The organism is Iodobacter ciconiae, assembly GCF_003952345.1.
Lineage (GTDB): Bacteria > Pseudomonadota > Gammaproteobacteria > Burkholderiales > Chitinibacteraceae > Iodobacter > Iodobacter ciconiae.
The window spans coordinates 1,670,594-1,692,433 of sequence record NZ_CP034433.1 but is presented as its reverse complement, the minus strand read 5'-3'; the positions used below and the strand labels follow the sequence as shown (position 1 = coordinate 1,692,433).

At 47.6% G+C, this 21,840-nt stretch carries 20 protein-coding genes and 2 riboswitches; of the genes, 14 read left to right on the top strand and 6 right to left on the bottom strand.

Annotated features, from left to right (window positions below):
* The first annotated feature begins 5 nt into the window (after window positions 1-5).
* The 4 genes from EJO50_RS07450 (at window position 6) to thiD (ending at window position 5,697) form a co-directional block, all read left to right on the top strand.
* Entirely contained in the window at window positions 6-3,197 is a 3,192-nt protein-coding gene (locus EJO50_RS07450) for a response regulator (protein WP_164521449.1), read from the top strand.
* 79 nt (window positions 3,198-3,276) lie between these two features.
* Window positions 3,277-3,372: riboswitch (TPP riboswitch) on the top strand.
* 30 nt (window positions 3,373-3,402) lie between these two features.
* Window positions 3,403-4,224: a hydroxyethylthiazole kinase gene (gene thiM, locus EJO50_RS07445; protein WP_233702194.1), complete on the top strand. Its 822-nt coding sequence runs from the start codon at window positions 3,403-3,405 to the stop codon at window positions 4,222-4,224.
* On the top strand, window positions 4,221-4,910 hold the full coding sequence (gene thiE, locus EJO50_RS07440; protein WP_125972921.1) for a thiamine phosphate synthase: 690 nt from the start codon (window positions 4,221-4,223) through the stop codon (window positions 4,908-4,910). The genes thiM and thiE overlap by 4 nt, the downstream gene beginning before the upstream one ends.
* Complete coding sequence (gene thiD, locus EJO50_RS07435; protein ID WP_308418412.1) at window positions 4,903-5,697, top strand: bifunctional hydroxymethylpyrimidine kinase/phosphomethylpyrimidine kinase; 795 nt, start codon at window positions 4,903-4,905, stop codon at window positions 5,695-5,697. The genes thiE and thiD overlap by 8 nt, the downstream gene beginning before the upstream one ends.
* 138 nt (window positions 5,698-5,835) lie before the next feature.
* On the opposite strand, the gene EJO50_RS07430 is transcribed toward thiD, so the two are convergent.
* The 6 genes from EJO50_RS07430 to EJO50_RS07405 form a co-directional block, all read right to left on the bottom strand.
* On the bottom strand, window positions 5,836-6,744 hold the full coding sequence (locus tag EJO50_RS07430) for a beta propeller repeat protein (protein ID WP_125972917.1): 909 nt from the start codon (window positions 6,742-6,744) through the stop codon (window positions 5,836-5,838).
* Window positions 6,741-7,349 (bottom strand): hypothetical protein, encoded by a 609-nt coding sequence (locus EJO50_RS07425; RefSeq protein WP_125972915.1) that lies wholly within the window; start codon window positions 7,347-7,349, stop codon window positions 6,741-6,743. Before EJO50_RS07425 ends, EJO50_RS07430 begins: the two co-directional genes overlap by 4 nt.
* Before the next feature lie 2 nt (window positions 7,350-7,351).
* Window positions 7,352-8,296 (bottom strand): DUF4424 family protein, encoded by a 945-nt coding sequence (locus EJO50_RS07420; protein ID WP_125972913.1) that lies wholly within the window; start codon window positions 8,294-8,296, stop codon window positions 7,352-7,354.
* A complete protein-coding gene (locus EJO50_RS07415; protein ID WP_125972911.1) occupies window positions 8,290-8,844 on the bottom strand; it encodes a C40 family peptidase in 555 nt (184 codons plus the stop codon). The genes EJO50_RS07420 and EJO50_RS07415 overlap by 7 nt, the downstream gene beginning before the upstream one ends.
* The gene (locus tag EJO50_RS07410; RefSeq protein ID WP_125972909.1) at window positions 8,844-11,813 is read right to left on the bottom strand and encodes a type VI secretion system Vgr family protein; all 2,970 of its coding nucleotides are present in this window, start codon (window positions 11,811-11,813) and stop codon (window positions 8,844-8,846) included. Before EJO50_RS07410 ends, EJO50_RS07415 begins: the two co-directional genes overlap by 1 nt.
* A 382-nt stretch (window positions 11,814-12,195) precedes the next feature.
* Window positions 12,196-12,717, bottom strand: a complete 522-nt coding sequence (locus EJO50_RS07405; protein WP_125972907.1) for a cysteine hydrolase family protein — start codon at window positions 12,715-12,717, stop codon at window positions 12,196-12,198.
* Window positions 12,718-12,848: 131 nt separating this feature from the next.
* On the opposite strand from EJO50_RS07405, the gene EJO50_RS17430 reads away from it, so the two are divergent.
* The 10 genes from EJO50_RS17430 (at window position 12,849) to nrdR (ending at window position 21,776) form a co-directional block, all read left to right on the top strand.
* Complete coding sequence (locus EJO50_RS17430) at window positions 12,849-13,037, top strand: type 1 glutamine amidotransferase family protein (RefSeq protein WP_233702193.1); 189 nt, start codon at window positions 12,849-12,851, stop codon at window positions 13,035-13,037.
* A gap of 29 nt (window positions 13,038-13,066) precedes the next feature.
* Complete coding sequence (locus EJO50_RS07400) at window positions 13,067-13,837, top strand: helix-turn-helix domain-containing protein (RefSeq protein WP_233702192.1); 771 nt, start codon at window positions 13,067-13,069, stop codon at window positions 13,835-13,837.
* Window positions 13,838-14,314: a low molecular weight protein-tyrosine-phosphatase gene (locus EJO50_RS07395; RefSeq protein ID WP_125972905.1), complete on the top strand. Its 477-nt coding sequence runs from the start codon at window positions 13,838-13,840 to the stop codon at window positions 14,312-14,314.
* An 86-nt stretch (window positions 14,315-14,400) separates the two neighbouring features.
* Window positions 14,401-14,531, top strand: a riboswitch (yybP-ykoY riboswitch).
* An 85-nt stretch (window positions 14,532-14,616) separates the two neighbouring features.
* Window positions 14,617-15,189, top strand: coding sequence for a TMEM165/GDT1 family protein (locus EJO50_RS07390; protein ID WP_233702191.1), 573 nt, complete (start codon window positions 14,617-14,619; stop codon window positions 15,187-15,189).
* Between the two features lie 95 nt (window positions 15,190-15,284).
* Entirely contained in the window at window positions 15,285-16,577 is a 1,293-nt protein-coding gene (locus EJO50_RS07385; protein ID WP_125972903.1) for an NCS2 family permease, read from the top strand.
* A gap of 112 nt (window positions 16,578-16,689) precedes the next feature.
* On the top strand, window positions 16,690-17,250 hold the full coding sequence (locus EJO50_RS07380) for an adenine phosphoribosyltransferase (protein ID WP_125972901.1): 561 nt from the start codon (window positions 16,690-16,692) through the stop codon (window positions 17,248-17,250).
* Between the two features lie 78 nt (window positions 17,251-17,328).
* Window positions 17,329-17,883, top strand: a complete 555-nt coding sequence (locus EJO50_RS07375) for a hypoxanthine-guanine phosphoribosyltransferase (RefSeq protein WP_125972899.1) — start codon at window positions 17,329-17,331, stop codon at window positions 17,881-17,883.
* A gap of 137 nt (window positions 17,884-18,020) precedes the next feature.
* Window positions 18,021-19,697: a magnesium transporter CorA family protein gene (locus EJO50_RS07370; protein ID WP_125972897.1), complete on the top strand. Its 1,677-nt coding sequence runs from the start codon at window positions 18,021-18,023 to the stop codon at window positions 19,695-19,697.
* Between the two features lie 106 nt (window positions 19,698-19,803).
* Window positions 19,804-21,051: a serine hydroxymethyltransferase gene (gene glyA / locus EJO50_RS07365; RefSeq protein ID WP_125972895.1), complete on the top strand. Its 1,248-nt coding sequence runs from the start codon at window positions 19,804-19,806 to the stop codon at window positions 21,049-21,051.
* 272 nt (window positions 21,052-21,323) lie between these two features.
* Window positions 21,324-21,776 carry a transcriptional regulator NrdR gene (nrdR, locus tag EJO50_RS07360; protein WP_125972893.1) on the top strand — a complete coding sequence of 151 codons (453 nt, stop codon included), beginning with the start codon at window positions 21,324-21,326 and terminating at the stop codon, window positions 21,774-21,776.
* The last annotated feature ends 64 nt before the right edge of the window (window positions 21,777-21,840 follow it).

The window sequence follows — 21,840 nt, the reverse complement described above, 5'->3', positions numbered from 1 at the left end:
CGGGCATGAAGCGGAGTAAGCGGCTGCTTTTTTTAATTATAAGCAGCTTGATTGTGGTTTATGCCGCTATTGCTGCGGCGCAGTTCGCTCAGTTTCAAAGTTTGAATAATTCAATAGGAAGAGCCAATGACAATGCTTTATGGGCATTAATTCAATTAAATGTGGATTATCAGCGATTGTATTCTGCTTTTGATATTCATTTAATGAATAAAGAAAAAGTAAGTATCGATGATTTGGCTTTTCGTTATGAGTTATTTATCAGTCGTGTGATTAGCAGCCAGGTTGGTCAGTCAAAAATGCTGATGGATAAAAAACCTGTTTATACGAGTGCAATAAAGGCATTGAATCTATTTACGATTGAAGCGGATCATTATTTGGGTGCTACTCCTGACAAAGCACTGGATGCAGACAGTAAGCTGGCTTTATATAAAAAATTATCAAGTTTGGAGTGGCTGATTCAGGAGCTGGGCATTCAGGCCTCGGTGGCTGCAGCAGAGCTGGCTGATGCACGCAGGGCGGAAGTCACCCGTCAGGTCCTGGTGGCTAGCGGACTAACTGGGTTTCAGTGTTTGCTGACTTTGTTGTTTGCCTTATCCATGTTAAGGCAGGACAGGCAGCGCGCCATGGCGCAGGCAGAGGCGCTTAGCAGTCAGACCGAGCTGGTCGAGGTGTTAAAGCGCAATGAAGAAGTCCTGGAAGGCCGTGTATTGGAGCGCACTCAGGCACTGGCTCTGCTCAATGACTCTTTGCAGGTGCAAAAAATCGAGCTGGAGCACGCGCGGATACAGTCTGATCAGGCATCTAAAATGAAGTCAGATTTTTTGGCCAATATGAGCCATGAAATTCGCACTCCAATGAATGCGGTTATTGGTATGTCTTATCTGGTGCTTAAATCTAATCTTACTTTTAAGCAGCGTGATTATATCGAGAAAATCCAGAAATCGGGGCAGCACCTGCTTGGAATTATTAATGATATTCTGGATTTTTCAAAAATAGAATCGGGCCATCTGAAAATAGAAATGCTTGATTTTAATATCGATAGCCTGCTGGAAGATCTGGCTGATTTATTGCTGGAAAAGGTCAATGCAAAAGGGCTTGAGCTGGTATTTGATATTGCCAGTGATGTGCCCCGTACTTTATGTGGTGATGCTTTAAGGCTTGAGCAGATTCTGATTAATTACGCAAATAATGCAATTAAATTTACAGACGAAGGTGTGATTAAACTGGTTTGTAAAGTACAGAAGCGTGACGAGACGGGGGTGTTGTTGTACTGGGCGGTTAGTGACACGGGAATCGGCTTGTCATCTGAACAGCTGGATCGTTTGTTTCAGTCTTTTCAGCAGGCGGATGCTTCTACAACGCGGCGTTACGGTGGTACGGGGCTGGGCCTGGCGATTTCTAAACAGCTAGCTTACTTAATGGGGGGGGACGTCGGGGTAGAGAGTGTTCTGGGTGAGGGGAGTACTTTCTGGTTTACCTCCAGAGTTGCCATGAGTAGTCAGGCACAAAGAGAGCTTTTGCCAAGTATGGATTTACGCCATCAGGCGGTGCTGGTAGTGGATGATAATCCGGATTCCGCCCGGGTGCTGGCAGAGCTGCTGGTATCAATGACTTTCCGGCCCGTAGTTGCTTTGTCGGGAATGGCGGCTATTGATGTTTTGGCTCAGGCTGCTGGTGCCGGAGATCCGGTTAAAGTGGTTTTTCTGGATTGGCGCATGCCTCAGATGGGCGGGAGGGAAACCGCACTGGCGATTCAGAAAATGGCTTTGCCCATTATGCCGCGTTTGATTGTGGTTACAGCTTTTGGGCGGGAAGAGGTATTAAGTGAGATCGATTTTACGGCGATAGATGAGATTCTGGTAAAACCTGTGAATGCATCGCAATTATTTGATACCACAATGCGAGTGCTGGATGCCGGTGAAGTACATGCGCCTTTACTGAATGGTGAATGCCTTGAGGTAGATTTATCAGCGATTTGCGGGGCCCGCATTTTACTGGTGGAGGACAATGATTTAAATCAGCAGGTTGGAGTCGATTTATTGCAAGGCGCAGGGTTTGTTGTGGATCTGGCAGAAAACGGCCAGCAGGCTTTAAGCAAAGTTCAGCAGGTTCATTACGATATGGTGTTTATGGATATGCAGATGCCTGTGATGGATGGGATCACGGCAACACAGAAAATCCGGCAATGCCCGGGTTTGGCGTCCCTACCTATTGTTGCGATGACGGCCAATGCCATGCAGGCTGATCAGGAACGCTGCGCTGCTGCGGGAATGAACGGGCATGTGGCCAAGCCTATTGAACCGCATGATTTATGGATGGCACTGCTGCGCTGGATTGCGCCCCGTCCTGCTGATATTCAGGGTTGTGTGCCGGAGATGCCGGGCAGGGGATGTGACCAGATTTTGAAAAATAAGCTGGAAGCACTGGCTATTCCGGGCCTGGATGTCATGGCCGGATTACGGCGGGTGCTGGGAAAAGAAACGCTTTACCTAGAAATGCTTAGAAAATTTATTCACGGACAATCTGCCGTTATTGCAGAAATCAATGTGGCGCTGGAGGAAAAAGATTATTTAACGGCAGAGCGTTTGTTGCATAGCAGCAAATCGGTGGCCGGAAGTGTGGGTGCTGCCGATCTGGCAGAGCTGGCCACCGAGCTTGAAAGCCTGGTTCGCCATCACCCCGGTGACGCAATGCTAAAGCCGATGCTGGAAGCTTTTTCAACCAATTTACTTGGGTTTCTGGTTGATTTAGTGGTGGCTCTGGATGGGATGGGCCACGCATCCGGTGCCAGCGAGCCTGAGGCTATGATTGCCTGGCCCGAGGTCAGCATTTTGGCGGTGGATGATACGCCTATGAATTTACTGCTGATAGAGCGGATGCTAAATAAGGAATTTAGTATCCGGCTGGCTCATCATGGTGCTGAAGCTCTGGAAATGCTGGCGCAAGATCCTTTACCCCGGCTGATTTTGCTGGATATTCTGATGCCTGATATGGATGGTTATGAAGTTTGCCGCCGATTAAAGTCTGATGAGCGAACAGCGCATATTCCGGTGGTTTTTATGTCAGCGCGATCGGATGCTGATGATGAAATTCGCGGGATGGAATTAGGCGCGGTCGACTATATGGCAAAGCCTCTTTGCTTGCCCTTGTTACTTAGCCGAGTAAAGGCGCAGCTGGCTTTGCATGCGGCAGGATGAAAACTGTGTTTTTTGCAGTTTTTATGCACAAGATTTGATCTGTTACGCTTGTCTGTCCCGGTAATTATCCGCAAAATGTCTGCCTGACTCGGGGTGCCGCTGATTGCCAGCGGCTGAGAAATACCCGTGACCTGATCTGGATCATGCCAGCGTAGGGAAGTCGGCGCTCTTTGGCGCAGGCCCTCTGCCTGCCAAGGAGCTCACTTTGTCTGATTTACATACTATTTTGCTTATTCCCCAGTTTCCTTTGCAGCGCGTGGGCGAAGAATTAGAACGCCTGCGTGCCTCAGCCCCCCTGGTGCATTGCCTGACGAATGAAGTAGTGCAGTCGGTCACTGCCAATGTGTTACTGGCACTCGGGGTTTCGCCAGCCATGATTGTAGCTGATGAAGAAGTGGCCGAATTTGCCACTATCGCCGATGCTCTGCTGATTAATGTGGGGACGCTGTATCCGGCGCGCTTGATGGCTATGCAAAAAGCGGTTACAGCGGCCAATGCGGCAGGTACGCCCTGGGTGCTTGACCCTGTTGCTGCGGGCGTACTGGCTTATCGCACCGCAGCACTGCACGACTTACTGAAACAGAAACCAGCGGTGATTCGCGGAAATGCATCGGAAATTATGTGCCTTGCAGGGGAGGATGCGGGTGGCAAGGGGGTAGACAGCACAGCACATTCGGGCATGGCTGTGGCCGCAGCGCAGCGCCTTGCCCGGCAAACCGGTGCGATTGTCGCGGTGACGGGCGAGGTAGATTACGTCAGTGATGGCGAAGTCACCTGGGCAATTCCCTGGGGCCATACTCTGATGACCCGCGTTGTGGGTACGGGGTGCGCTTTATCTGCGGTAACGGCGGCGTTTGTGGCCGGTGCAGGTGATCGATTGGCTGCCGTTGCGGCGGCCTGTGCGGTGATGGCTATTGCCGGAGAGCGGGCCGAATCCGCCTGTGATGGGCCCGGCACATTCTTACCTGCTTTTTTAGATGCGCTCTATATCATGCAGCCCGCCATGCTGAGGGCGGTTGAAGAATGAAGCCGGCTTTGGATTTGTCTCTTTACCTGGTGCTGGACCCCGATCTTTGCGATGGCGGGCAGGGCATGGTAGATACCGCACTGGCTGCGGTGGCAGGGGGCGTAACCATTGTGCAGTTGAGAGCGCCCAGGTGGAAAAAACGCCAGTGGGTTGCTGTCGCGATGGCGCTAAAGGCCGCGCTTGATCCTCATCATATCCCGCTGATTATTAATGACCATATTGATGTGGCGCTTCTGGTCGATGCGGCAGGGGTTCATGTGGGCCAGCAGGATATCGCACCGGGTATGGCGCGCCAGTTGATTGGTCCGCATAAAATATTGGGTTTATCTATATCAAACGCCGAGCAAATGGCAGCTGCACCGCTGGGTGTTGTCGATTACATCGGCGTGGGGCCGGTGTTTGCAACCGGTACTAAGCTGGACGCCTCGCCCGTGATTGGTTTGGAAGAATTTACCAGCCTAATGCAGGCCAAGTCGTTGCCTGCGGTGGCCATAGGCGGAATTGGCTTGGGGCATGTGGCGGCTTTACTTTCGGCAGGCGCTGATGGTGTGGCGGTGGTGTCGGCCATCTGCGGGCAGAATAATCCACAGCAAGCGGCGCAGGCTTTGCGCTTGGAAGGTGCGATCGGTTGTAACTACCCGGCGGGCGCAGGCCGTATGGTGTTTGGAGGAGATGTTGATGATTAATGCGCTGACTATTGCAGGCTCGGATTCTGGTGGTGGAGCCGGGATTCAGGCTGATTTAAAAACTTTTTCAGCGCTAGGAGCTTACGGCATGAGCGTGATTACCGCGCTTACTGCACAAAATACCCAAGGCGTGCAGGCCGTTCACCCCGTGCCACCCGATTTTGTATTGGCCCAACTTAACGCGGTACTGGCTGATATTCGCGTTGATAGCGTTAAAATCGGCATGCTGGCTAATGCCGGTATTGTTCATGCGGTTGCGCAAGGTTTGCGTCAGTATCAACCCGCTTGTGTGGTGCTGGATACGGTGATGATTGCCAAGGGCGGGCACTCGCTGCTTTTGCCCGAAGCGATTGCCGGTATCCGTGAGCAACTCCTGCCGCTGGCTGATCTAATCACCCCCAATTTACCCGAAGCTGCCGCTTTGCTTGGTGTGGCAGACGCACAAAATGAAAAAGAAATGCAAGCACAAGGGCATGCACTCCTGGCCATGGGCGCAAGAGCCGTATTGATGAAAGGCGGACATTTGGGCGGGGATGAGAGCCCGGATTGGCTGATTACTCCATCTGGCGCAACCCGTTTTGCAGCGCAGCGTATTGCAACGAAGCACACCCACGGCACAGGTTGCACGCTGTCTGCGGCCCTTGCTGCTTTGGGGCCTAAACATGGCGATTGGATTGCGACGGTAGCTGCTGCAAAAAGTTATCTGCTCGCAGCAATTGCCGCAGCAGATCAATTACAGGTAGGCAAGGGGATCGGACCGGTGCATCATTTTCAGGCTTGGTGGTAAATTAAAAACAGGAATGCTTCCTGGTAAAAGTACACAATAAGTGCTTATGTTTTTGAAATCAAAATATAAGCACTTATTGGTCTAATGGTTGATATTTAAATGTAAAATTAATAAACATCCAGTCGGGTAGGTCACGACCTATTTTAATTGGGCGCGGGTTTGTCCTTCTATCCAATAAGCAGGAACCTGTTCAATTTCCTGAGTGTTCCGTTTGATGTTTTCCCATGAAGTGCCTCCATCCAAAGATCTAATTAGCATAGGGTCATTTTCATCTGTTAATGATGCGATGCCGGCCGCCAGCCAAATTTCTTTTTTTGAAGTAATGTAAGCACTGACTAAGGAGTAAATGTCGCTGGGTAATTTAACGTTATACCATTTAGTCCCATTTTCCGAGCGCATGAGTGTTTGATTTGTTGTTCCGGTCATCCACCAAAATCCCTTGCTGGTCCAGCCTAATTCTGATAAAAAATCAGGGTTACCTATATCTATTTTATTTGCTTTACAATTGACTAAATTCAATAAGGTAAACTGGTATCCATTTATTTTTTGATCGGCATCAAAGGATGTGATTAATAGGCCTGCCTGATTGTTGGCGGCTGCCAGTAAATCTCCTTTTTTTTGCAATCCATCAAAAATTGAAATCGAGTTATTGTTTTTTTTACTGAAATTTACTTTGCACTCTTTTTTTGAATTTTTTGTTTTTAATAAAGCACTTTTATTGCTTTTGTCGCGAATAACCTGTATGTCTTTACTGATTAAAAACTGTTTTGAGTCATCCTCTGTTTTGTTTGATTCTTGCTTGTTATTTAATATTTTATTGGCAATAACTGCATCACCGTGCTCAGATATGTATAAGTTGGGGTACATTACTCCGCCGGGTAAAATGGCAGATTCTGAAATAAAGTTGTTTTTATAGTAGATTAATGATGTGTTTTTTTTAAATTCAATTAACATATCTCCCAGCTTAACACTTCCTTCTGTTTGCTCGGCAAATACAGGTGTAATGATAAAAAAGAACGAATAAAAAGAGATTAAAATTTTAATCATGGCTGGTCCTGGTATAATTTACTTCCAACCGCAGACAACCAAAACCGGCTATTGCCTACCCTTTCACCAGGTAATGTCGGGCGATTAGGTTGGTATGATCTAAAGTTGTCATAGCAATAGTCCGGGTTTGGGCCGGATTTAATGAAATTATTAATGGCTTCAATTGCTTCTTCCAAATCTGTACATTCTTTTTGACTTAATTTTTCAAAATTTTCATTGGCTGAGCTGGTGAATTTTGTATTTTTTGGGCTTACCGATTCAAACTGGCCTTTAGCTTCACACACGGCCTTAAAAGAATGTGCAATATATGAGTTGTTCGGATAGCCTTTTCTATTTAGCCTAAAATACTTTACATTTAGAATAGCCTCTTTCTCATTCATTCTATCATTTTTTAAAGGCAGCGCTAAGGCGCCTGAAGACTCAGCATAAAGAACACGAGCTGCAAAATTTAGGTCTTCACCTGAAAATTTTAAATCTTGCGTGCGAAGGGGGGCATTTTCTATAGAAAAATTTTCATGATCTATAAACCAGCCTGGGTCACATAAATTTATTATATGTCCTTTTTGGTCTGATTTTTTAGTTAACTCTGTTTGTGTGTTTGACATTGTTAGTGTTCACTGTCTACGGAATAAGATAAAAGCATAAACTTTATGTTTTTTAATCTTGCATTTAGGCCTATAAAACTTGAAGGGGAGGTGTGTTTTATAGACTCGAAGTTGTCTTTACATTGAAAAACAGCTAAAGGAGTAAAATTAGAGTTATCCTGTTTTGAAGTATAATTCATTGATGTGTTATGCGGAACATCAGCAAACATGGGAATGTCATACTCCTCAACAAGGAAATATTTAGACTTAATTCCTTCTTTGTTTATTAAAAAATGGGTTTTTTCTAGATCTGCACAGTATGTATTTAATTTTTTATTAAAAAAATCGTCATCAATATTTAAGATGGAAAATCCAGGTCTTGCTAAGTATCTTGAATTGAAAGCATATTTTTCATTGTTGGTGAATTTATGTTTCCACTCTAGCTTTATAGCAAGACTCCATTCTGGAATGTATTGATCTTCAGCACGTTTAAAAATTCCTTTTTTTTCCAAAAAAATATTATTTTCACTAATAAATGGAAATTTATTTATATCCGCACTTGCAACCAATAATGGATCAATGCCATGTGTTTCAAGGATATTACTTATATTTTTATTGTTAATATATGCTTTGATTGTAATTTTTGGAATTATTTTGTTTTTTTCGCTTTCAAGAGCGAACTCGGGGAAATTTTTATCGAAATAATCATCGGATAATCCTTCCCACTTGAAAGCAGGAAGTTCATAAAAGAAATGACCATCTGACGTTTTTTTTTCAATATTTTTTACTCTGACAGCACCAGTTACTTGTTTGCCTTTAATTTCAACGTCAGATGAAATTATTTTTATATTGGAGGAGGTTTGAAGTGCTCCAAATGGAGCGGCAGGTAAGGAATCTGCGGAATAAGCCCCACTACTTAGTCCCATTAGCAAAAAGTAACACCTAATGTTTTTAGAAAACATTAACATTTATCATCCTTGGAAATAATATAATATCTAAAAACTTTAAACGGATCCTTGCGAAATTTTTTAATATTAAATGGTCCATAAGGGTGTCCTGTCCTACTATTAAATGCGGTATACATATCATTGACTGCTTTTGAGCCGGGAACTTCAAATTTTTGTTTAGGATGCCCTTCGGGGAAAGGAGCGTATATTGCCATATGGCCACTCCACCACAGAACATCTCCAGCCTGGGGAGTCTCATCAGCTGCTAATTTTATTTCTCGAAACCGGTGAGTTTTATTTGCATAATCAATAAAAGTACTTGTAGTTTGGTATACATAAGGAAAACCAGCCTCTTTGTAGATGAAATATGTTGATCCGCTACAATCGCCTGCTATGCCTTTTTGGGAGGCAGCACCTATCAATTTATAAATGGTCCCCTCCCAGCCCTCAGCAGCATTTACAACCTTCCAACCTTCTTTCTCATCGATAAAACGGCCAATAGTGCATTCTTTTCCTGATTTATCTGTTCTTTCTGTCATTGTTGCTGAAGCAATTTCTATTTTATCCATTACCCAACCCCATCACATTCTGGATAATCAATAGGAGTAAACAACATTTTAATATCTTCCGGTTTGTCGGATTTAACCAAAATAGTTTTTCCTTCTTCATTTGTTATACCATCATGAACCCCGCCAGAGTCTAAATGAACCTGATATTGAAGATTAAAAATTGGCTCTCCACGCGGGTCACGAAGAATAAAATGCTGATCAAATTTTTCATCAATTAATTCCAATCTTGCTATTTCTCCAACTCTCCCATCTAATATGCTCGTTTTGCCAAGTTCATCCGTCTTTCCTTCAATTATGCTTGTTGCGGTATAAGCACGGTAACGGCGACCGGCAATTGCTTTTCCTGAGTGCGATTTTAAGACAAAAAACCTATCACCTATATCGCCCTCAGAAACAGGTAATAATGGTAGCTGGTAATTTATCTTCGTTCCTCCGCTTAACTCATGGCTTGCCCCCTTGATGCTCACTTTTTCTGGACAGTGAATTTCTATATTGCCGCCCTTTAGCCGGATATAGGCACCACCTGCGGTGAGGAGCACTTCGTCGCCTGCGGCGATTTCTACTTTTTCTTTGCAGGCCGTGATTTTGACGTTTTTGTCTGCGGTAATTTCCACATCGTCACTCTGCGCCTGCAGCTGGATTTTGCCTTTGGCAGCGATCAGTTTGAGCGCGACTTTATCTTTTACCCCGGCTACAAACAGGCTGATGTGCTGGCCCACATTGTGTATCCAGCGGCGGCCGGAGGTTTGATTTGTATCACGCTGGGCAATCAAATCCAGGTTGGTGCCTGCGGTGTGCGTCTGGCTTTGCGGGCTGGTGATGGCGACGCCATCCTCACCGTGCAGCAGGATGATTTTTTGCTGGCCTGCCTGCTCTTTGGATTTGGTTTTGCCATCTTGATCGGTATTGCTGCCTGCCTCGAAGCTTTTGCTGGCGTGCACATGATGGTGCAGATGGCCGGTGGTGGCACTGTTGCCTGCGCTGTTATCTGGCTTAACGGTTTTATTGTCGTCGCCGGTTTCAATCGTATCGGCAAGCTGATTCGTTGCTGTTTCACCCAGGCCTTGGGACAGTGCCAGGGCGGACTCCAGCTGGCTTTGCGCGGGGCTGCGATCGAGCTGCTTGCCGCTGGCTCCACTCTTGGCTTCGGTGCTAATCAGTAAGCCGCTGGCGCGAATCGCACCTTGTTTGTCGCTGCGCAGCTCAAAGCCTTCGCCGCGTGGCTCGCCTTTACCATCGGTACGCGGGTGGATCAGATAGCCGAGGTTCAGCTGGGTTTTACCATGCTCGCTGGATAACTTAGTGCGCACTTCGCCCTTGCTATCATCAAACAGTAGCTCGCCGTATTGCCCACCTTCATGTTCTTTAGTTTTGATGCCAGATAGGGTTTTATTGGCGGGCAGAGCGCCTGCGCCACTGAATGTGGGTACAGGGTGGCTGCCGTTATGGACCACGCCGGTGACAATCGGCCGGTCGATGTCGCCTTCGATAAAATCGACTAAAACTTCCTGACCGATGCGCGGGATGAACTGATGCCCAAAGCCAGCACCGGCACTTGGCATGGAGACGCGCACCCAGCAGGATGACTTGTCATCCATGTTTGCGCCAAACTCAGGGTGCTCTGCGGCACGCTGCCAGTGGAATTCTATTTTTATGCGCCCTTGCTCATCGGTGTGGACTTCTGATCCGGCAGGGCCGACGACGGTGGCGGTTTGCACGCCATAGCTTTTGGGCTTGCTGTGTTCGATATGGGCAAAAGCGGGCACGGTCGGCTGGCCGCGCCTTTGGGCGGTGAAGTTAACTTCATAAGGTTTGGCTACATCAGCGGCCAATAGGCTTGGTGCGACCAAGCCAAGTTGCTGGGTTAAATCAGCGGGCAAATTATTATTGGCGGTGAATTTTAGCTCGGTAACGGCAAATTCACGCTGCTCGGCGCTATCCCATTCATGCGCGGGATGATCTTCCAGGCGGAACCACTGCCCGGCTTGCAGGCTGCGTAAAGTACCAGAGCCGCTAAAGGATTTCTTTTGTGCGTCCATTGCCTGCTGGCGCAATTGTGCGTAGTGGCTTAGGCCTTCCGCATCGCTGGCGTAATAGAGCGATTGCGGGTCATAATCTTCGAAGCTTGCCTGCAGCTGCTGTCCGCCATCACCCTGATCGATGCTACTTTCATCAAAACTTTCGTTGGTGCTGGTGGCTTTGTAATCAAAGCTGGCAAGCGACACACTGCTGCTGCCGATTTGCCGCTGGCTCTGCCATTCAGTCAGAGTATCGCTCTCTTCCGTGGCGTCAGCTCTGTGAAATCTAACAAATGGATCTGTCGCTTCTGCAATTGCAAAAGCATCATCAAATACGAGCAACTGAACCTGAGGACTATTGCCCGGCAAGTGATTAAATAACCAGGCTAAGCCTTCCTCAGCTAATAATCGTGTCAGAAAATCGAAATCGGATTCGCGGTATTGTAAGCAATAGGATCGCGGTGAATGCGTGCCGGAGAGTTTGAAATCCAGCGTTTGCACCGACGCAAACACCGGATTTTTGTCCTGATGCTCAGCCAGTACCTGTTTCACAATGTCGGGAACGGATAAATCCTGAAACACGCGGGAAGTGCGGCGGTATCTAAGCAAAGCAAAAGGCGGCTCTACTGTCAGCGTGTACTTTGCGAAGCCGCCATCAGAACCTAAAAGCTGTGCCTGACTAATGACCCCGCAGCGCTCAATCGCCTCACCATCAGCATTTTCAATAGATAAAACGACTGGCAAACCCAGTAGCGATTTAAGCTCTAAAGTACCATCGGGGGATAAGCAATCGATCTGATAGCTGTATGCCTTATTGATCCCCTCGCTGCCTGTTACGCGCTGGGGCAATAACTGTTCACCCCATGCTGCACCATCGCCTAACTGAAGAGAGATAAGGCGCTGATCCTGATTAAAGGCAGCGGCGAAAGAGGCAAGGAGATCAAGAGTCATGATAAGCCAGGTGCTTACAGTTTTTTTAAATTACATAGAGCTTCGCATTTTCTGATCTTGCATTGCAAAGTTTATATGGTGTAATTAATTAACATAATCGGTGTTCGTAAATTGTAATGCTTACGTGTAATGAGAAGTTTGGGCGTTTTTGTATAAACCTTGTTTGGCGGGGCATCATTTCAAGATTCATTTGTATAAAAAAACTAATGCTTTGGTCAGGCTGGCTTGTTTTTGAAGCAAAGAATGATCATGGATTACAGACCAGGGGCGGCTGATTTTGGGTTGTTTGGCAAGCAAAACACACCGAGCTGTTTATGACATGTTTGCTTGCGTCATTGAAGATGCGGGATACCAGCGTATTTCACAAGTAAGACGGCTGCCGTTATAAGACTTGATCTGCTTGTGCAAGAATTACTCTGGTTGATAAAGCGTGCAAGGCAATTGCGTGGAGCATATCACTTACCGTGGTGCTGGCGTCTTTCAGTACAGTGACCTTTTTGTATTGGTCGGCCTGACGAGACAATGCCGTATGTGTAACACAGTTTTGGGTCATCATGCCGCAGATGATCAATTCATTGACACCTAGCTTTTGCAGTGTTTCATGGAGGCAGGTTTGCTCGAAGCTGTCGGCAAAGTGTTTCACCACAATAGGAGCGTTAGGAGCTGCGGCCATAATGCGTGCGTGAATCTCTGCACCACTTGTGCCTAGATTGAAGAAGGGTGCAATTCCTTGCTTGGGGTCGGCAATATGCTGCACGTGTATTACCGGAATCCCTTTTGAATGTGCCTTGCTGATTACGTGTTCAATCGTGGACAGAGTTGCATCTGTGTTACTGAGCGGGAAGGCCCCACCGGGGAAATAGTCGTTTTGAAGATCGATAACGAGAATCGCAGGCTTACTCATGTGTTTTCTTCTTAAATAAATTGGAAAGAAGCGCCATTATTGGGTTTTCATTGATCTTTTTCTATTGGCCCAAAGTCATATTATCGTTAATATCGGGCCAATCGCAGCAGCGAGCATACGGCAGGCTGGAAATGGACCAACGCATCCGAATTATGGTAATTGCTTTTAACGGTATCAGCCCGTTCCATTTGGCTATTCCCGGTGTCGTCTTTGGTGAAGCACTGCAGGCTCCTAACCCGTTTGAGGTTTCGTTCTGTGCTGCGGAGCGGCAGCCGCTGATGACAAGCGCCGGTTACCAGATTTTTGGGCTGCCCCCCTGAATGCGCTGCGTTTTGCAGATGTTGTTGTGGTGCCCAGTTGGCGTAATGTATGTGAGCGCCCTCCGGATCGGCTGCTAAATGCACTGCGTGCTGCCAGGAAAAATGGTGCATATATTGTTGGCCTTTGTCTCGGTGTGCATGTTCTGGCTGAAGCCGGGTTATTGAACGGGCGAAATGCGACAACGCATTGGGAATACGCCAGCCAGATGGCGGCGAATTTCCCGGCTATAAATGTGCACCCTGATGTGCTGTATGTTGAGGATGATGGCGTCATGACCTCGGCAGGAACAGCGGCAGGGCTGGATGCCTGCCTGCAGATTGTACGGCAGCGGCTTGGGTCGGCACGTGCGAGCCAGGCAGCCCGGCGGCTGGTGATTCCGCCGCACCGTGATGGCGGGCAGGCGCAGTTTATTAAGCAGTCGCTGCCATTGACTGCGGGAGGGCACCGGCTCACTTTGCTGATTGAATCTGTTCGCAAGCGACTACATGAGGGCCATGACCTGGATAGTCTCGCTGCACAAGCACGTATGAGCCGTCGCAGCTTTACCAGGCAATTTAAGGCATTAACAGGAAGTACGGTTTTGCATTGGCTGCTGACCGAGCGGATTCATCTTGCTCAGCGGCTTTTGGAGGAAACGGACCAGGCTATTGAAGGTGTTGCGGAACTGGCTGGATTTGGGTCCGCCGAAATGTTGCGATTTCACTTTCGAAAAATACTCCGCACAACGCCTGCCGGTTGGCGGCGAAGCTTTCGTGGGCACCCGTTATCTGAAGAAATCAAAGTAAGCCCGGATAGTTAAATGAAAAAATTTAAGGTGCTTTTTGTGTGTACGGGCAATATTTGCAGGAGCCCAAGCGCGGATGGCGTGATGAGGCGCATGCTGGCTGATGCGGGTCTGGAGCATGTCATTGGAGTGGATTCGGCGGGTACTCAGCGTTATCACGTTGGTGATGCGCCAGATGCAAGATCGCAAAAGCATGCCGGAAAACGTGGCTACGATTTATCTTTTTTGCGTGCCAGAGCGGTGGAACTAAGTGATTTTGCGGAGTTTGATTTGATTTTTGCGATGGATAAGGGACATTTGAGAGCTTTACAATCGCTTTGCCCCTCAGAATTTTCCCACAAAGTAAAATTATTTTTATCTATTCTGCCAGACAGCGGTGAAACAGAAGTTGCAGATCCTTACTATGGCGGTGCAGCTGGGTTTGAGACGGTTCTGGATCAGTGCGAAGCAGGGTGCGCAGCGCTGTTGAAACAGATCAAAGCGCTTGTTTAAGGGGCATAAATAGTATCGTGTAGGTGCGGTTTTTTTAATCTGTGATTGCAGCATGTATGGCTGGTGGTTAAAATCCGCGCTTTGGTCTTCGGGGGAGTAGTCGCCTGTATTCGCTTTTTGAAGCTTTTACAGGGAATACGTCAACATACTTGAATCATTAGATTCATGGCGTATTCGGTTGGGGCGGTGTTCTGTGAGCAGACACGCAGTCCGGCTTGACAAGACCTGAGCTTCGTTCGGCGTTTCCCGGGGTGGGCGATGCCGTGCGAACTCGATCCTGCCCACCCCGGAAACACGACTTGATGATTAATACTTTCCTTATTTCCACTGGCGTTGTCGCTGTTGCCGAAATCGGCGATAAAACACAATTACTTGCGTTAATTCTGGCCGCACGCTTTCGGCGTCCTCTGCCTATTATCCTTGGTATTTTTGTTGCGACTGTACTCAATCACTTTGCCGCTGGCTGGATTGGCCAGCAGCTCGCCGGCATGATTTCCCCTACTATTTTGCGCTGGATGATTGGTCTGGGCTTTTTGGCCATTGCTGCCTGGGCTCTGGTTCCTGATGAAATGGGCGAAGAAGAAGCTCAAATCAAACCTTACGGGGCCTTTTTAGCAACGGCAATAGCCTTTTTTCTGGCTGAAATCGGCGATAAGACACAGGTGGTTACTGTGGCTATGGCACTTAAGTATCAGCCTTTGTGGGCCGTCATTGCCGGTACCACTCTGGGTATGATGATTGCTGATGTACCTGCTGTATTTGTGGGTAAGTGGATCGCAGCCCGTATGCATATCCTGCGCTATGTTCGCTTTGTTGCCGCAGGCGTATTTGTTTTATTAGGTGTTCTGGCTTTACTGGGTGTGGCAGGTAGTTGATTTTATTTATCTGTGGAAGTCGGTAGGCGTGTTTTGTTTTCGGATAACAAAATGCGCTCCGGCTTATTTGTTTTTTCTAACGGGGAAATGGGCTCATGCTCGAAGCATTGTTCAAACTAAAAGAACACGGTACTAGCGTTAAAACCGAAGTGATTGCGGGTTTTACCACGTTTTTAACCATGGCCTATATTATTTTTGTCAATCCGGCCATTTTGGCAGAAACCGGCATGGATTTTAATGCCGTGTTTGTGGCGACCTGTCTGGCAGCTGCTTTTGGTACTGCCGTAATGGCTCTCCTAGCTAATTACCCGATTGCGCTGGCTCCAGGTATGGGTTTGAATGCGTACTTTACCTTTGCTGTAGTGAAAGGAATGGGCGTGCCATGGCAGACAGCCTTGGGGGCCGTGTTTATTTCTGGCGTGATTTTTGTGCTGGTTTCCTCGTTTAAGCTGCGTGAAGTGCTGGTGAATGCAATTCCGCATTCATTGAAGCTGGCTATTTCTGCAGGGGTTGGATTATTTCTGGCCATTATTGGCTTGAAAAGTGCAGGCCTGATTACTGCGTCACCTGTGACGATGGTGCAATTAGGTGACATTCACGCGCCAAGTACTTTATTAGCCGTATTGGGCTTCTTTTTAATTGTGGCGCTTGAATATCGTAAAGTTAAAGGCGCGATCATTATTGGTGTGCTGGGCGTTACGCTGTTATCGATTTTATTTGGCTTGACCGAATTTAAAGGCGTGTTTTCACCTCCGCCATCGATTGCACCGACGTTTATGCAAATGGATATCAAAAGTGCAATGAATGCCGGTTTGATCGGTGTGGTGTTTATTTTCTTTTTTGTCGATTTATTTGATACCACGGGCACTTTGGTAGGGGTTTCTCACCGCTCCGGTTTGCTGGATAAAGACGGCAAATTGCCACGCTTAAAGAAGGCTCTGTTTGCTGATTCTTCTGCCATCATGGTCGGGGCGGCTTTGGGCACTTCGAGTGTTACAGCTTATGTTGAGTCGGCGGCGGGCGTTGCAGCCGGTGGCCGTACAGGGTTGACAAGTCTGGTGGTTGCTGTGTTGTTTCTGGCAGCCCTTTTTGTCGCTCCCCTGGCTGGCACCGTGCCAGCCTACGCGACTGCTCCGGCCCTTTGTTATGTGGCCGTGCTGATGACGCGTGGTCTTGCCGAGATTGATTGGGATGATATTACTGAGGCGGCTCCAGCCGTGATTACGGCAGTGGGTATGCCATTCACCTACTCGATTGCTGACGGGATTGCCTTTGGTTTTATTAGTTATGCCGCCATTAAAGTTTTGGCGGGGCGTTATAAAGATTTAAGCCCGGCGGTGTTGATTATTACTGCGCTGTGGCTGGTTAAATTTGCCGCATTTGGCTAGGGTAAGATTTGATGAGCTTATTGCAGGCAGAACTACTTTACGCAGAATGTATGCGGGATCGCATTCGCACCGTGCGTTAAATTTGCCACCTTGGGCTAAGGAAAATATTTAAATGAGCTTGTTGAAAACAGAACCACCTTATGCAGACTATATTCGGGATCGTATCCGTACTGTGCCAGACTGGCCACAGGCAGGGGTTCAGTTCCGGGATATCACGCCCTTGCTGCAGGATAAAAAAACCTTTCGTGTGCTGGTTGATATCTTTGTTCACCGCTATATGGATCTGGATTTGGATATAGTGGCAGGGGTCGATGCACGTGGTTTTATTCTGGGGGCTGTCGTAGCTTATGAATTAAATCTGGGCTTTGTACCTGTGCGCAAAAAAGGTAAATTGCCCTTTTTAACAGTGGCAGAAGAATACGAGCTGGAATACGGCTCTGCCACGGTTGAAATTCATACCGATGCCTGTAAGAGAGGCGATCGTGTGCTGCTGATTGATGATCTGGTGGCAACAGGCGGAACGATGGTCGCTGCAGCAAAGTTGTTAAACCGTTTGGGGGCCACCATTGTTGAAGCCGCTGCCATTGTTGATTTGCCTGAGCTGGGCGGGTCAAAAATTGTACGTGAGCAGGGTATTACTCTCTTTACCGTATGTGATTACGCAGGGCACTGAAAATTTGTAGTGAAGGCCACTGTCGGTGCAGTGGCCTTTTCGTTTTTATTTGAATGACTTGAGAAAAGGTACGCTATCGTGACCCTAGAACTCCCTGAAGCCCAAACCATTATTGACAACTCGGATTGCCTGCATAGCGACGCGGAAGTACTGGCTGCGCTGGATCGTATGGCTGTGGCGATGACGGCTGATTTGCAATACGCCAATCCGATTGTTTACACCGTTATGAATGGTGGCTTGATTGTGTCAGGGCATTTGTTGCCACGCTTACGCTTTCCCCTTGAAGTATCTTATATGCATGCTACGCGTTATCGTAAAGAAACCAGTGGCGGTGTATTGGATTGGAAAGTAAAGCCGCAAGAAAGCATGAAAGGTCGCGTGGTCGTGATCGTGGACGATATCCTTGATGAGGGCCACACCTTGGCCGCTATCTTGGAATACTGCCTTGAGCAGGGCGCTAAGGAAGTACGTGTTGCCGTACTGATTGATAAAAAACATGATCGTAAGGCGGCAGGTGTAACTGCCGATTACGTGGGTCTGGAGGTAGAAGATCGTTTCCTGTTTGGCTGTGGTATGGATTACCAGGGCTACTGGCGCAATACCCTTGCTATTTATGCTGTACACGGCATGTAATAATGTAATTCTGATGTTATGTATATCAAAGCCCTTGTTTGCCATGTGTAAACAAGGGCTTTTTGCTTACGGCTTCGGTGGCTTATTATTCTCTGGCTTTGATCTATTCTGACGTAATGAAGAATAGGGAGTCTGAAATGTCTGAAGTCGCTGAAACCATGGTTCGTCACTTTAGGCAGATTTTAATCTGGCCTTTACAGCTAATGCCTCTGACGCAGCCCGTAGGTAGCGGAGCCGTAATGGGGCGTCACTGGGAATTAATGAAAGAGCTGGTTGCTGAAGGCTCTCCCTGGCAGATGCGGCCTTCGGTTTTTGATATGGATCCGATGGCTTTTCAGGAGCGCCATTATCGTGAATTTGTAACTTTTCTTCCCTATGTACAACGCTTTTTATATGGGGAAGGCGTGGCAGAGGCAGGTGGGGCAGATAGTTATGGCGGCTCGCCTCTACATGTTTTCCGGCGTCACGATATTTGCACGGTACGCATGCACTACAAAGATGGGACACGGCAGGATTTTAAAGTGGCTCACATCGATCTGTATTTTTTCTACGATATCGATATCGTTATTCTGGCGTTCGAGATTCTTGCCGATAATGTGCCTTTGCAGCGGGCTCAGGATACTTTATTCAGATTTGGCCGGGCGTTTCCGGCTCAGTGGGATGAAGATAAAACAGCGGCCAGCTGCTTGCCGCAGGTTAAATGGCTGGATGCACGGGGGGGTGTAATTGCCGCTTCCGATTACGATGATAAATCCAAATTTCTGAGCCATGTTGGTGCTTTTCGTGCGGCCCCCATGGCTAATCATTGGGATGCCTTGCTGCGGCCGTTGGTCTTGCACCATTCCACCGAGCTAGGAGAGCTGCGCTATCGGCAAATTGAGTATCACCGTATGCCCCTTATGGCTTATCTGGCTTTTGATAATCCCTTTGATTTAAGTGATGAAGATTTTTATCGTTTGGGCATGGTGACACGCCCTTCACAGGGAGGCGATTTACCTTACACCCCGAAAGTGTTTCAGGAGTTTGAGGCGAGCTGTTGTTATGATCGGTTCTGGGTGCCGGAGCGTCGCCACGATGCATCGTCCACCCGCATGATGTGCGATGGGCATGCCTTTGTGCTGGTGGGTAAATACGGGCATGGTTTTTTTAGTGATCCCTTTACGGGCGCTTTAGGGCAATTTAGGCATCAGTATTTTTTACTAATGATGATTGCTCATTTTCATAAAGCAGCACTATTAATTTTTTCTGATCGTCTGGCTGTGGCGTTGTCTCGCTTGCAGGTGGGGGATGTCAGCTCTGCACGGCGGTTTAAACGGGGAATCCGTGTTTTACAGGAAGTTTTTTTACGTTTTACCCAGCGCTACTGGTTTAGTGAAATTTCCAATCAAGTCGTGGCTGATCAGATTTTTCATATGGCACGCCGTCATTTGGGGACAGAAGCTTTGTTCGCAGAAGTAAGAGAGTCTATCCATAGTATGAGCCAGTACCTGGAGAACGATGATTTGCGCCGTCAGGCCGATACTGTGGTGCGCCTGACTGTGGTGACTATTTTGGGCTTGGTCGGAACAACGGTTACCGGGTTTTTGGGGATGAATTTATTCGATTTGTCCCATGATGCATCCTGGTTACGGGTGGTTTATTTTATGGTGGCTTTTATTCCGATTTCGATGCTGACTTTTTATTCCCTGTTAAAATCAAGAATGCTTTCAGAATTTCTGGATTTTATGTCAGATGATCACCTGGATTTTGCAGATAAGCTAAAAATAATTGGAGAAGGGCTGCGTAAAAGAAAGCAAGCAAGAAACAAGCTATGAAAGGGGATCATGATTAATCACGAATTCCTCAATTGGAAAACTGCTCGTCCGTGTTAGAATCCTGCGCATTCCCTATTCCCAACTGACTTACGGAAGCGCCAAATCTATGTTCTCCAAGTCCGCCACTATCGCCCAATACGATCCTGATCTAGCCGCTGCCATTGCAGGTGAAGTTGTTCGCCAGCACGAGCATATCGAGCTGATTGCGTCAGAAAACTACACGAGTCCAGCGGTGATGGAAGCCCAGGGCTCGCAACTGACCAATAAATACGCCGAAGGCTATCCGGGCAAGCGTTTTTATGGTGGTTGTGAATTTGTTGATGTCGTTGAACAATTGGCGATTGATCGCGTTAAAGCACTGTTTGGCGCAGAGTATGCCAATGTGCAGCCTCATTCTGGCTCGCAAGCCAACCAGGCGGTGTATTTTTCTATTCTGAAGCCCGGTGATACCGTCATGGGTATGAATCTGGGTCACGGTGGTCACCTTACACATGGCTCACCAGCAAACCTCTCCGGCAAGCTTTTCAATATCGTGGCTTATGGCCTGAACGAAAACGAAGAAATCGATTACGACGATATGGAACGCGTTGCGCTTGAAACCAAGCCTAAGCTTCTGATCGGCGGCGCTTCAGCTTACGCTCTGCGCTTTGACTGGGCGCGTATGCGTGAGATCGCTGATAAAGTGGGCGCTTACTTTATGGTTGATATGGCACATTACGCCGGCCTGATCGCCGCGGGTGTGTATCCAAACCCGGTGCCACATGCTCACTTTGTAACATCAACAACCCACAAAACATTGCGCGGCCCGCGTGGCGGTTTGATTCTGGCTAAAGCCGAATTCGAAAAATCAATCAATTCGAATGTATTCCCAACGCTGCAAGGCGGCCCTTTGATGCACGTGATTGCAGCTAAGGCTGTGGCATTTAAAGAAGCGGCAACACCAGAATTCAAAACTTACCAGGAGCAGGTGCTGAAAAATGCACAAGCCATGGCTGCGGCACTGATTGAGCGTGGCTTGCGTGTAGTCTCTGGTCGTACAGAATCACATGTATTTCTGGTGGATCTGCGCTCCAAAGGCTTAACCGGTAAGGCTGCAGATGCATTGCTGAGCCTGGCGCACATTACAGTGAATAAAAATGCTATTCCTAATGACCCGGAAAGCCCGTTTGTGACTTCCGGTATCCGTATTGGCTCGCCAGCGATCACAACCCGTGGTTTCAAAGAAGCAGAAGCGGTACAGGTAGCAAACCTGATTGCAGACGTGCTGGATAATCCAGCAGATGAAGCAAATATTGCTGCTGTTACGGTAAAAGTAAAAGAGCTGACAGCGCGCTTCCCGGTTTACGGCGCTTAATTTTTTATAAAAACCCAAGTCTTTAAACACGGAGTAAAGGAGGACTACGGAAACATACGGATAAAGTCAAAAAAGTGTTTGGCATTTTTTTGGCAAAATGCGGATCTGCGTTTTTTATTGAATTTGACCTTGTCTGATTTGAGCGTCTGTTTGAAAAGTTTTAGGCATAAGCATTGCTTAGGTTTTATCCGTGAAACTCCGTGTTCTCTGTGTCCTCCGTGTTTTGAGATTTGGGTTTTGTTTATTTTTAGAATGTTCTTTGCGGGGTTGTGATGAAGTGCCCCTTTTGTGGTTCTCCTGATACGCTGGTTGCTGACTCGCGTGTATCTGATGAGGGCGATCTGGTTCGCCGTCGCCGTCGTTGTCCTATGTGTGATAAACGCTTTACCACTTTTGAAACGGCCGAGGTGCGCTTGCCGCAGGTGGTTAAACAAAATGGTCAGCGGGCCGAGTTTGATCGGGAAAAAATCCGTACCAGTTTCGAGCGTGCCCTGCATAAGCGGCCGGTGCCAACACCTTTGGTGGATGAAGCCATCCTTCGTATTATCCAGAAAGCTTTGTCTTTAGGTGATAGAGAAATCATGAGTCGCCAGATCGGTGAAATGGTGATGTCAGAGCTCGCCAAACTCGACAAAGTAGCCTATATCCGCTTCGCCTCCGTATACCGCTCCTTCCAGGACGTAGATGATTTCCGTGATGTGATCCGGGAAGTGAGTAAGGAATAAAGTTTTTTTCCATACCGAAATAAACCTAAACCTCGAAGCACTTCGATCCAGGAGAGCACGGAGG

Excerpts from the sequence above, each read along its gene's own strand:
- EJO50_RS07385 (WP_125972903.1), top strand. The coding sequence starts at position 15,285 with ATGCTCGAAGCATTGTTCAAACTAAAAGAACACGGTACTAGCGTTAAA.
- EJO50_RS07415 (WP_125972911.1), bottom strand. The coding sequence starts at position 8,844 with ATGGATAAAATAGAAATTGCTTCAGCAACAATGACAGAAAGAACAGAT.
- EJO50_RS17430 (WP_233702193.1), top strand. The coding sequence starts at position 12,849 with ATGGACCAACGCATCCGAATTATGGTAATTGCTTTTAACGGTATCAGC.
- EJO50_RS07380 (WP_125972901.1), top strand. The coding sequence starts at position 16,690 with ATGAGCTTGTTGAAAACAGAACCACCTTATGCAGACTATATTCGGGAT.
- EJO50_RS07405 (WP_125972907.1), bottom strand. The coding sequence starts at position 12,717 with ATGAGTAAGCCTGCGATTCTCGTTATCGATCTTCAAAACGACTATTTC.
- thiE (WP_125972921.1), top strand. The coding sequence starts at position 4,221 with ATGAAGCCGGCTTTGGATTTGTCTCTTTACCTGGTGCTGGACCCCGAT.
- EJO50_RS07370 (WP_125972897.1), top strand. The coding sequence starts at position 18,021 with ATGTCTGAAGTCGCTGAAACCATGGTTCGTCACTTTAGGCAGATTTTA.
- EJO50_RS07430 (WP_125972917.1), bottom strand. The coding sequence starts at position 6,744 with ATGATTAAAATTTTAATCTCTTTTTATTCGTTCTTTTTTATCATTACA.
- EJO50_RS07395 (WP_125972905.1), top strand. The coding sequence starts at position 13,838 with ATGAAAAAATTTAAGGTGCTTTTTGTGTGTACGGGCAATATTTGCAGG.
- EJO50_RS07420 (WP_125972913.1), bottom strand. The coding sequence starts at position 8,296 with ATGTTAATGTTTTCTAAAAACATTAGGTGTTACTTTTTGCTAATGGGA.
- nrdR (WP_125972893.1), top strand. The coding sequence starts at position 21,324 with ATGAAGTGCCCCTTTTGTGGTTCTCCTGATACGCTGGTTGCTGACTCG.
- EJO50_RS07450 (WP_164521449.1), top strand. The coding sequence starts at position 6 with ATGAAGCGGAGTAAGCGGCTGCTTTTTTTAATTATAAGCAGCTTGATT.
- glyA (WP_125972895.1), top strand. The coding sequence starts at position 19,804 with ATGTTCTCCAAGTCCGCCACTATCGCCCAATACGATCCTGATCTAGCC.
- EJO50_RS07425 (WP_125972915.1), bottom strand. The coding sequence starts at position 7,349 with ATGTCAAACACACAAACAGAGTTAACTAAAAAATCAGACCAAAAAGGA.
- EJO50_RS07390 (WP_233702191.1), top strand. The coding sequence starts at position 14,617 with ATGATTAATACTTTCCTTATTTCCACTGGCGTTGTCGCTGTTGCCGAA.
- thiD (WP_308418412.1), top strand. The coding sequence starts at position 4,903 with ATGATTAATGCGCTGACTATTGCAGGCTCGGATTCTGGTGGTGGAGCC.
- EJO50_RS07410 (WP_125972909.1), bottom strand. The coding sequence starts at position 11,813 with ATGACTCTTGATCTCCTTGCCTCTTTCGCCGCTGCCTTTAATCAGGAT.